The organism is uncultured Aggregatibacter sp. (assembly GCF_901873365.1).
Taxonomy (GTDB): Bacteria; Pseudomonadota; Gammaproteobacteria; order Enterobacterales; family Pasteurellaceae; genus Aggregatibacter.
In genome coordinates, this window is sequence record NZ_CABFLM010000080.1 from 1 (window position 1) to 10,751 (window position 10,751).

Annotated in this window: 10 protein-coding genes and 1 pseudogene; 3 read left to right on the top strand and 8 right to left on the bottom strand. The window is 40.2% G+C overall.

Going from position 1 to position 10,751, the window contains the following annotated elements; translation table 11 throughout:
- The 8 genes and pseudogenes from QZ106_RS07090 to QZ106_RS07125 all read right to left on the bottom strand — a co-directional run.
- Window positions 1-1,290: pseudogene (locus tag QZ106_RS07090) on the bottom strand (hypothetical protein); the annotation flags it as partial.
- Window positions 1,291-1,618: 328 nt separating this feature from the next.
- On the bottom strand, window positions 1,619-2,458 hold the full coding sequence (queF, locus tag QZ106_RS07095; RefSeq protein WP_295975977.1) for an NADPH-dependent 7-cyano-7-deazaguanine reductase QueF: 840 nt from the start codon (window positions 2,456-2,458) through the stop codon (window positions 1,619-1,621).
- Window positions 2,459-2,548: 90 nt separating this feature from the next.
- Complete coding sequence (locus QZ106_RS07100) at window positions 2,549-3,388, bottom strand: DNA ligase (RefSeq protein ID WP_295975960.1); 840 nt, start codon at window positions 3,386-3,388, stop codon at window positions 2,549-2,551.
- Between the two features lie 161 nt (window positions 3,389-3,549).
- Window positions 3,550-4,293, bottom strand: a complete 744-nt coding sequence (locus tag QZ106_RS07105; RefSeq protein ID WP_295975961.1) for a YdcF family protein — start codon at window positions 4,291-4,293, stop codon at window positions 3,550-3,552.
- Between the two features lie 16 nt (window positions 4,294-4,309).
- Window positions 4,310-4,564 carry a Txe/YoeB family addiction module toxin gene (locus QZ106_RS07110; protein WP_295975962.1) on the bottom strand — a complete coding sequence of 85 codons (255 nt, stop codon included), beginning with the start codon at window positions 4,562-4,564 and terminating at the stop codon, window positions 4,310-4,312.
- A complete protein-coding gene (locus QZ106_RS07115; RefSeq protein ID WP_295975963.1) occupies window positions 4,561-4,812 on the bottom strand; it encodes a type II toxin-antitoxin system Phd/YefM family antitoxin in 252 nt (83 codons plus the stop codon). Before QZ106_RS07115 ends, QZ106_RS07110 begins: the two co-directional genes overlap by 4 nt.
- A 404-nt stretch (window positions 4,813-5,216) precedes the next feature.
- Window positions 5,217-6,173 carry a polysaccharide pyruvyl transferase family protein gene (locus QZ106_RS07120; protein ID WP_295975966.1) on the bottom strand — a complete coding sequence of 319 codons (957 nt, stop codon included), beginning with the start codon at window positions 6,171-6,173 and terminating at the stop codon, window positions 5,217-5,219.
- Complete coding sequence (locus QZ106_RS07125) at window positions 6,170-7,693, bottom strand: oligosaccharide flippase family protein (protein ID WP_295975968.1); 1,524 nt, start codon at window positions 7,691-7,693, stop codon at window positions 6,170-6,172. The genes QZ106_RS07120 and QZ106_RS07125 overlap by 4 nt, the downstream gene beginning before the upstream one ends.
- Window positions 7,694-7,829: 136 nt before the next feature.
- Between QZ106_RS07125 and QZ106_RS07130 the strand changes: the two genes are divergently transcribed.
- The 3 genes from QZ106_RS07130 to QZ106_RS07140 are packed head-to-tail and all read left to right on the top strand — an operon-like array spanning window position 7,830 to window position 10,683.
- A complete protein-coding gene (locus QZ106_RS07130) occupies window positions 7,830-8,600 on the top strand; it encodes a glycosyltransferase family 25 protein (protein WP_295975971.1) in 771 nt (256 codons plus the stop codon).
- Between the two features lie 9 nt (window positions 8,601-8,609).
- The gene (locus QZ106_RS07135) at window positions 8,610-9,809 is read left to right on the top strand and encodes a hypothetical protein (protein ID WP_295975973.1); all 1,200 of its coding nucleotides are present in this window, start codon (window positions 8,610-8,612) and stop codon (window positions 9,807-9,809) included.
- A complete protein-coding gene (locus QZ106_RS07140; RefSeq protein WP_295975975.1) occupies window positions 9,802-10,683 on the top strand; it encodes a glycosyltransferase family A protein in 882 nt (293 codons plus the stop codon). Before QZ106_RS07135 ends, QZ106_RS07140 begins: the two co-directional genes overlap by 8 nt.
- Window positions 10,684-10,751 lie beyond the last annotated feature (68 nt).

Genomic DNA, 10,751 nt, shown 5'->3' on the forward strand with positions numbered 1-10,751 from the left:
CCCTTTATCGATATCTTCACTAATAATTTTCCCTTTTGGATAGGAATTAGAAGAGATACCTTTTATGTGATCTATTTCTTGTTCAATTACTTTATCTAGAGCTGATGATAAGTCTGATTTATCAGTATCTAAATTAGCTTTTGCAAAGTCATGAGAAGTGCCTTTATCTAAACCGATCCCTCTAGCTAAGTCGAAAAGCTCTTTATATTTAGCAGCTCTTTCTTCTTCTGCTTTTTGAGCGTCTTCAAATTTTTGTTTTTCTGCAGCAAGGGCATCTTGTGCTTCTTTTACTTTTTGTTTTTCTGCAGCTAGGGCATCTTGTGCATTTTTAACACTTTGCGTTGCGTTTTCTAGAGCTTTTTGCGCATCTTCAGCTTCTTTTTTAGCATAGTCTAGAGCTTTCAGTGCCTCTTTCACTTGCTGTTCTGCTTCTGCTTTGGCTTTTTGTATTTCTTCGGCATTCTTTTCAGCGTCACCTTGCGCTTTTTGTTCAGCATACTCTAGAGCTTTCTGTGCCTCTTTCACTTTCTGTTCTGCTTCTGCTTTGGCTTTTTGCATTTCTTCAGCATTTTTTTCAGCGGCAGCTTGGGCTTGGCGTGCAGCTTCAGCGTTCTGTTCTGCTTCTGCTTTGGCTTTCTGAGCCTCTACAGCCTTCTGTTCTGCAGCAAGTTGAGCTTGACGAGCAACTTCAGCGTTATGTTCGGCTTCTGCTTTGGCTTTCTGGGCCTCTACAGCTTTCTGTTCTGCAGCAACTTGAGCTTGACGTGCCGCTTCAGCGTTTTGTTCTGCGGTTGTTTGGGCTTGTTGAGCTTCTACAGCTTTTTGTTCAGCGGCAATTTGAGCTTGACGTGCTTCTTCAGCTTTCTGTTTGGCAATTTCTTGAACTTTATGTAACTCTTCAGCACTCAGTTCTGCGGCATTTTTAGCCTTTTGTTCAGCGGCAATTTGAGCTTGGCGCGCTTCTTCGGCTTTCTGTTCAGCGATTGCTTTAGCTTTTTGAGCATCTTCAGCTTTCTGTTCAGCGATTGTTTTAGCTTTCTGTGCTACTTCAGCTTTCTGTTCAGCGGCAGCTTGAGCTTGACGAGCTTCTTTCGTTTTTTGTTCTGCGATAGTTTTAGCATTTTTTTCAGCAGCTTGAGCTTTCTTAGCCTCATCTACTTGTTTTTGTGTTTGAGCATCTTGAACAGAGGGTTTATCTTGGGGGGCACTAGAATCACCTCCACCACTGCTTCCACATCCGGTTAAGGCGAGTAGCATTGCTGTTGCAAGTGTCAGATTTTGAAGTTTCATATTGGCTCCTTTAAATTGTAAGTGAGTGAAGTTGAGTTTCTCATTCTATGTAAATTTGTGTTAATTATCTAGTATTCTCAAGATGTTATCTACTTAAGCGAGTGATTATTTTATATTTGTAGCAGATCATGCGATTCATTCAGCATATGAAGTGGTGAGAAGATAAAAGCTATTTTGAAAATGCCATTCAACATTGGTAATGAATTTTCGCTCATAAAGCGGAATTATTGGCGTAAAAAGAGAAGATTACTGACAATACATAGGTAAAAAGAAGACCACACTTTGAGCAAGATATTCAAAAGTGCGGTGCGTTTTCAAAATGGATTGACTATTGTCTTGCCAATCTTAAATTTTGTGGCAGTGGCTCAAAGTTGGAGCGATAAGGGTTAATGTCCAAACCGCCACGACGGGTATAACGGGCGTAAACGGTGAGTTTTTCCGGTTTAGCGTATTGCATAAGGTCGCAGAAAATACGCTCGACACATTGCTCGTGGAATTCGTTATGTTGACGGAAAGAAATGATGTAGCGCAATAGTTGTTCGCGGTTAATTTGCTTGCCGACATAATGAATTTGTAGGCTGCCCCAGTCCGGTTGTTGCGTGATGAGGCAGTTAGATTTGAGCAAGTGGCTGACTAACGTTTCTTCGACCAAATGCTCACCGGTGCAATGATTCAGGAAGGCGGCATTAAAAGCATAATTCCGCACCTCGATGTCCTGTGCATCAATGCAATCACCCGACAAGGCGACAATCGGTTGCGCGGTGTAATCCGCCAGCGAATTTAACCGCACGTTGACTTCGCCTTGGGCGCAATCTTGCAGATCACGCTGTAACGTTTGTTGGACGTCGGCGAAATCGGCGAATGCTGTTTGGTTAAAGCTGTTTAAATAGAGTTTAAAACTTTTGGATTCGATCAAATTTTCACTGCGAAAATCGATGCTGACATCCGCAATCGCCACTTGTGGCACGCCTTTCGGGTTGAGCCATGAAATTTCGTATGCCGTCCAAATATCCGCACCAATCGTAAAAGGTTGCGTGGCGGTGATGTTGAGTTGATCGCGATTTAATCGGCGTGGAACCGGTTGTAATAAAGTGCGGTCGTATTTTTCTGCATATTTTGTTTGTTGACCGAGTTTAAGGGCATTGAGGCTTTTGTCTTGATAGTGCATAGGCAGCTTACTGATCTTGTCGTTAAAATAAGGCTGGCATGATGCCATTTTAACTGTTGGAAGTCAAAAGACGTGGATTGTTATGATGCCTTACTCTGCGCGGTGTTTTTCATCGGAAAGACTTACACGTCGCCAAAAGGTCGCAAATCTCGGTTTGCCTTTGTTTGTTAAGCCACGATATTTATAGCTGATTTGTGAGCCGATAGGCGGTGGATTCGTTCTATCCTCCAACTTGAATCCGGAACCAATTTTAAATTGACCACGGTGATTCTCGCAGGTAATCGATCCCATGACATTTTCAAATTGCCCTTTGCCTGTATGGTGGGCAATCACCGTGCATTCTTCATCAAGTGCGGTCTTTAATTTGAGAATTTGTGCGCTGCGTTTTCTTTCATAAGGTGCATTGGGGTTACGAATCACGATGCCTTCGCCTTTTTGTTGTTCTACTTGTTGTAAAAATTGATAGATGTGTTGTGAGTTTTCAATAGGAATTTGTTCGATAATTTCGATGGGTGCCCTTGGGTGTTGTGCCAAATAGGCTTTTAATTGCGCTAAGCGTTCAAATAAATTGCCTTCGGCATCAGGCACATCAAACACATGAAGTTTTAGCTTATGCCAACCTTTATCTTGTTGAGAACGAACAATCGAGGAAATTTCCGCAAATTGATCACGTTGACTAAATAATTCGCCATCAATAGCAAAGGGCGGAAATTCCGCTAAAAAATCCTTTGGTGGCGATAGTGTTATTCCGCCTCGAGTAAAAAATTGTTTGCCGTCCCAATAGCCACGTACACCATCCAATTTTTCACTCATCACCCAGCCTGTCACATTTTGGTTTTTGTATGTCTCTAAAAGCATGAAGTCAGGTTTGTCAGCGTAACAAATGAGGTGAAAAAAGAAGAGACTGAAAAAGAGGATAATTTGGCGCATAGCAGGTTCCATTAAATAAAAAGAACGTTACCGAAGCAATAAGCGTAGTGCGATGCAGTGTGTCATATTTTGCGATATGGATCGAAAATCAAAAGAAAGGGATAAAAAAATACGCCCTGTTTGGGCGTATTCGGCAAATCAAAGTGTGGTCGAAAATGAGATTATTTTTCTTTCCAATAACCGATCCACTCTTTCAGTAATTGCATATTTTTTGCCATCGCACCGGCTTGAGGTACAAAGTGCATCATGTTTAATGCGTAAGAGTCCGGAGTAATGCCTTCGCCTACGCTTGCCGGCAAGACATCAAAGCCTTGTTGTTGAAATAAGAGTTTTGCCCGTTGCATATGCCATTCATTCGTTACCAAAATGATTTTGTGGATGCCTTCTTTTTCTAATAATTGACGGGTGTATAAGGCATTTTCTTTGGTGGTTAAAGATTTTTCTTCTAGCCATTTCGTCGGCACATTAAAGAACGTCTGTAATTCTTGGGCGGAAACCTTACCTTCTGAAGCACCGGTCGGACTGACACCGCTAATCAACAAGGGCAGCTGCGTTTCTTTTTGCAAATAAGCCGCATAGCGCAAACGCTCTAGTTGTGTGGCAGAAGAGGCAAGAGGTGCATAGAGTTCTTTGCTATCACGCACGCCACCGCCCAATAACACAATGGCTTGAGCCTGTTTATAATCGTTTAAGGTTAAATGATCTTCGGTGACTAAGCTGTCTTTTAGCATTTGTGCCGTATAGGGAATGCTGACTATATAGAGCAACATAATGCCGAAAAAAGCACAAAGGCGGCTTAATGTTTTGTATTTAAAGACTGAAAATAAGAGCGAGAATAGCCATAAAATCAAAATATTAAATGGCGGTAGCATCATGGCTGTGATGAGTTTTTTAAGTTCAAACATGGTGTTAATCAACGTATTAATAATGATAGCGGCATTGAATGATCGTTAAGTGCGTATCGGAAATTTGATAAACAAGACGGTGTTCTGTATCTATTCTTCTTGACCAAAAACCGCTTAATTGATGCTTTAGGGGTTCAGGATCACCCAACCCCTCAAAAGGGGTTCTGAGAATGTTTTGAATTAATTTATGAATGCGAGATAACGTTTTTTTATCGGTTTGTTGCCAATAGAGATAATCATCCCAAGCGTTTTCTGTCCAAGCTAAAATCATTCTTGCAATTCTCGTTCAATGATGTTACCTGAATTTAATTGCTGAAGGGATTCTAATAATCGGCTACGGTTTTTAGGACTGCGCAATAAATAGGCCGTTTCTTCATAAGCAGCAAAATCTTCTAAGCTCATGACAACGGCATGTTTACCATTTTGTCTGGTGATCATAACCGGGCTGTGATTCGCAACGACTTGATCGAGTGTTGTGGCTAATTCCGCACGGAAAGCTGAATAACTGATGACGTTCATTGGTTGTTCCTTATATAAAAGTTGTACAAATTATTGCACAATAAAGAACCTGCTTCAATAACAATCCACAGGTAAAACGTGTGGTTTTATGCCCCCTTAAAGGGGGCAATATGCTTTTTAAGCCCACTGTGCTGACAAAAAATTCTTTCGCCTAGAAATATCTATTCTCATCATATCACTCTTTTAGTGAATCGTAGCGTGCAACTTGTTGCACGAAATCTTGAATACCCGAAAGAGTGAAATAACGTTCCGTGCGTGATTTGGTCGTGCATCAAGATGCACGCTACGTATGAAATCGTGAATTTACACATTGAGGTTTAATCATTCGTGCAACAAGTTGCACGCGATGAGGGGGTAAATAATCCCCCTATAATGAGAAAAAAGGCGTATTCCACGCCATTTTCTTATCGATAAAACGCAACGAAATCCAGTGCTTTTGTCCATAAATTGGCGTAGCCGGTGTTTTTGCCGTAAGAGTTATCGCAAACCACGTTTGGAATTTCCAATAAACAGGAAAAAATATGTCCGTGCAGACGAGTCGTGGTGATGTTGTCATAACTTAGGAAGTTTTTTGCTACCCTTTGCACAATACGTAAGGTATAGTTTTTCCAGTATTGATGAACAAGATCTTTTAACCAACTGATATCGTGCCGCTTGGCAAATTTTGCTAAACGCCAGCTTACTGCCAAGACAAAGTCATCCTGACCGGATAAAATATCATCCCAATCTTTGATATGGCTGCCGGCAGGCAATTTTGCCGTAATATTTTTTTCGATATCGCTGGCTTCAATGTCTTTGCGTAAGAAATATAGCGATTGTCCGGTTTGAGTGTTTTTTGTCGGTAACGTGCCGTACAGTTCATGTGCCATGTCCGGTGATAAATACACATTTGGTGAAAACTGTTTAAAGGCATTTGCCGTTCTTTCATCACGAGCCAGCAAATGACAATCTTGATGCTGCATGAAAAGTGCGGCGGATTTTTCCAGCGTTTCTTGGTTTTTATAGAAAAGGGTTTGTGGTAACACAATCACCCGATTATTCGGGAACGTCCGTATAATGGTTTCCCGTAAATTTTGGTGCTGTGGATAAAGATCGCCGAAATTACCACCGCCGTGTAATAAAATGGTGGTGTTTGGTGTAATTTTCTGTTTCAGTTCTTCGATGTCCATATCGAATTCACTGCGTTTTAAGGCTACATGAATATGATGATCCGTAAAAAACTGTTCTGTTCCGTGATAAATCAATAAATCGCCCACGTTTAAATGCAACGGATAGTCAAGATAAAAAACATCGTTTTTATCTTTAATTAAATCTGCAATCGGAGCTAACTTGTTTTTTAAATCAATGAGTTGTTGATTCATCTTTTCACTCTTTTTCTTAAATAGCTAAATAAAAAGTCTTTTTCAGTTTTGTTGAGTCCCATTACGAGAATCACTGAAATTAACACAACTTCAAGCAGGATAGCTTCTCCTACAAATTCCAAGAATGAGTAGGTACGCTGTGTATCCGAGAAATAAATTAAGCCTAATAATAAGGCGAAAACAAGGCTGATATTTGTTAAGTATGAGACAAATTCTTTGCGATTAAATTTAATTCTTTTGTTAATAAAGTAGAGGCGATAAAGCTGCATAAAAAGTGCGGTGCAGAATTTACCGATAAAGGCATAGACCGGATTGTAGCCTAAGGTAAACAGATAATAGGCAAGCGGCACGGTGCAAAGATCGATAATCGCCAAGATAACGTTGTATTGTTTAATGGTTTTAGAACCTATGGCTAACGCCGTCATCCAAAACGACCCAGCCATGGCACTGATGAGGGAACAAACAAGTGTGGCTTGTACCAGTTTATCGGTGTACATCGGCACATTATCGCCCAACCATAATGTCAGTAATGTGTGGCTAAAATACAGTACCGGCGCAGATAAAATCGCGATTAAGTAGAAAGAATATTTTGAGGTACCCAAGATCAACCTTTTATTTCGCTCATAGTCTTTTGCCGCATAGGATTGCACCAGCTGCGGGTTAAATGCCACTTGGAAGTTGTTCACAAAACTATACACGGCGGTATCCACTTGTGTCGCAATGCCGACCGCCGCATTTGCGGCAACGCCGAAGAACAGGTTGGTCACCATATTCAGCCCTTGCGTTGAACCTACATAAGCGAGTTGTCCCACCAGCATCCAGCCGGAAAAACTCATCATTTCTTTGGTGGTATGTAAATCTTTCTCAAAATGGAAACGGGTTTCCGTGTAGAACGCTTTGCGTGTGAAACGAAAATAAAGGGTAAACACCAATAGGCTGACGCACAACAACAAGAGGCTGTAAGAAATCAGTTTGTCGTAGTGTTCGATATGCATCAAAATAAAAATCGCCGTCAGTTTAAAGGCGGTTTCTGCTAGCCCTAGCCAAGCATAAAAAGCCATTCTTTCATGGGCGACAATCATGGCGTTAAAAGGCACTTTGATAATTTCAATCAAGGCAATGACCAAGGCGACTTGATAAACAAGATTGGCCGCTTGCATACGCGCGGCAGGAATAATTAATTTATGGTTAAGGAACCATAGCCCAACAGTTTCCGCCAAGATTACCACAACCAACATAATCAATAAGTGATTGAGAATACTGATGTTAAACACTTTATTGATGCGCTTGCTATCGTTTGAGGCTTTTTCGACGTTAATGAAACGTTGTGTGGTGGCAGTCATGGTACCGTTAAAGAAGGAGAATAAAATCACCACGCCCATGACAATGTTGTAGATCCCGAAATCTTCCACGCCCAATACGCGCAACACCACGCGCGAGATATACAACATCGCGCCCATATTGAACAACATGCGGATATAAAGAAAGAGGGTGTTTTTAGCAATGGTTTTGTTGGACATTGGAAAAATCGAACTTGTGTTTTTGCCGTAAAATAGGTGGGGGATTATAGATTTCTTTAGTATAATCAGCAATCTTTTATGCAACTATTTCCCCTTAACACAATCAAACGGAAAATAGATTTTAACTGAGATGATTATGAATAAATATTTGATTTCACTAGATAAAGATATTCAGCGTCGTGAGCTGTTTTTTGCTCAACCTGATACAGCAGATTTCGCGGTTTTTTCAGCGATTAATACCATGCAAAAAGAGTGGGATGAATTGGCTGAAGTGTTCAATCCAACGAAGTTTGAACAGCATTATGGGCGCAATGTCACAAAAGGCGAAATTGGTTGTACATTAAGTCATTTAGCGGTTTATCGTCAGATCGTAGAAGATCAAAATGTGACGGAAAACGAGTATGCATTGGTGTGCGAAGACGATGCCTTATTCAATGTAAGTTTGTCACCAAAAACGACCGCACTTTTAACCGAAAAATGTGATGCAGATATTGTATTAATCGGGCAATCAAAAATTGCGGAATTTGATGATGTGGAATTGGAAATAAATTATCCGACAACCTTCTCATTTTTACGTCAAACAGTTGGTGATGTCACCGTGGCTTATCCGTATAAAAGTTATTTTGCAGGCACGGTAGCATACTTAATTAAAAAATCGGCAGCCCGTGCATTTTTAAAACAACTTGAACAAGAAAAGCCGTTTTGGCTTGCCGATGATTTCTTGCTATTTGAAACCCAATTCCAAATCAATAACAATGTGGTTCGTCCGCTTGTGGCTATTGAAAATCCACAGTTAGTGAGTAATTTGGAAGCGATTCGCGGTTCAAAATCCAATAATTTAGTGAAGAAATTAATTAAATATCCGCTCAAAAAAATCTTAGCAGTGAAAAAGAATTTAGGAAAATAACGTAAAAAAATGACCGCACTTTTTAACCTTTTTTATCTTTACGATCCTTGGCTGTTCCATGTCGTACGAATGTCATTCGTCGCGGGATTGGCTGCATTGGTTGTTTTGGCTTATCAGTATATTAAAAAGCAGAAACCGCAAGGCATCATTTTGCCTTTAGACAGTCTTGCTGTTTTAGGCGGATTGATTGTTTTCAGTGTGATTCCGTTATTACTTAATGGCACAAAAGATCTTTCTGTTATCACCATGTATGTGAAGGAATTGATTTTATTCTTATTAGGCGTGGGAATTTATAATGCGTTTTATGCCAATGCAAACGGACAACAAAGAGTCGTGCGAGACTTGCAAATTGGTGTTGTGGTGCAATTTGCAGTGGGCATCATTGGCTTGCTCGGTGCATCATTTATGATCGATTTCTTGCTTTCGACCAATGCGGTGTTACCTGCACGTTTTTATGGTTCAGAGCAGGAATATCGCTTATATAACATCACCGCAACCGCCTTTTTCCAACTGAGTTTATTCTATTTAATGCTGTTGCATTTCTTACTGGCTTACAACGCTAAACATAATACACTTCCAAGTATTTTAGTGTTTTTTATGCTATGTATCGGATTAATTTCAGGACGAACATTCCTTCTGTTATCAGTTGTGAGCATTTTAGTGTATTTCAAATGGCGTTATGTCACATCACTCATTGCATTTGCTATTTTGGTATTGTTATTGGCGTATTTCTTACCTGAAAACCCTTATGTGGCACATGCTTTAGAACCCGTGATCAATTTATTACACGGTGCAGGATTTGTCAGTTCGTCAACCGATACTTTGATGAAAAACCACCTGTTCATGCCAACCCTTAAACAGTTTATTTATGGCGATGGCATGTATATGACAGGGCAGTTAGAAGTCGGCCGTTATTATGGTCATACAGATTCAGGTTTCTTACGTCAGATTCTTTATGGTGGTGTGTCTTATGCCTTAGTGTGTTTTGCCGTGACATTCTATTTTGTGCGCAAAGTAGCATTAAATTGGTTTGATGGCAGCTGGAAATTTATCCTTTCTGCCTTTGTGATTTTGGCATTTTGTAACATCAAAGCAGACACCTTTGCTTTCCCTGGCATTATGTTCGTGATGTTGATGTTCTTATCGCTTTTTGGCACTCACGGTAAACAACTTATTTTATTTAAACAACAGGAGCCGAAAGATGTTTAGTATCATCGTGCCTTCTTATAATCGGAAAGAAGAAATTCCTGCGTTATTGGAAAGTTTAACCAAGCAGACTGCCTATAATTTTGATGTGGTGATTGTGGATGATTGTTCAAAAGAAGCCGTTGAAGTCACACAATCTTATCCATTTACAGTTAAAGTCATTCGTAACGAAACCAATCAAGGGGCAGCAGAAAGCCGTAATATCGGGGCAAGAAATGCCGATAATGATTGGCTGTTATTCCTTGATGATGACGATCGTTTTGCAAATGATAAATGTCAGAAATTAGCCGATGTGATTGCAGAGCATGCCGGTGTTAACTTTGTTTATCATCCTGCAAAATGTGAAATGGTGAATGAAGGTTTTAGCTATGTGACCAATCCGATTGAGCCACAAGAGATTAGCGTAGAGCGAATTTTACTGGCGAATAAAATTGGTGGTATGCCGATGATTGGGGTGAAAAAAGATCTGTTTTTAAAAATCGGTGGGTTATCCACCGCACTTCGCTCATTGGAAGACTATGATTTCTTGCTGAAACTTGTACAAGATCCAACGTTTAAAGCGTACAAAGTAGCAGAACCATTAACTTATTGTACGTTCCATACTAAGCGTTCTAGCGTATCAACAGATACAACTAATACGCAAAAAGCGATTGATTATATCCGTGAAAATTATGTGAAAACGGCAGAGCAAGAAAAGCATTTTGCTATCAATGCACAGTATATGTTGGCCTACCCACATATTATGAATTTATCCCGCAAAGCGGCTTTTTACTATTTTGAGATTTTTAAATTAACGAAAAGTATCAAGCAGCTAGTCATTGCCTTTGTGGTTTTAATTTCCCCTAAATTGGCAATTAATTTGAAACGGTTTATGTAAGTAGCGTGCAACTTGTTGCACGAATTTTATGTCGGTACTTTGATGCAATAAGTTGCATCCTACGGAGA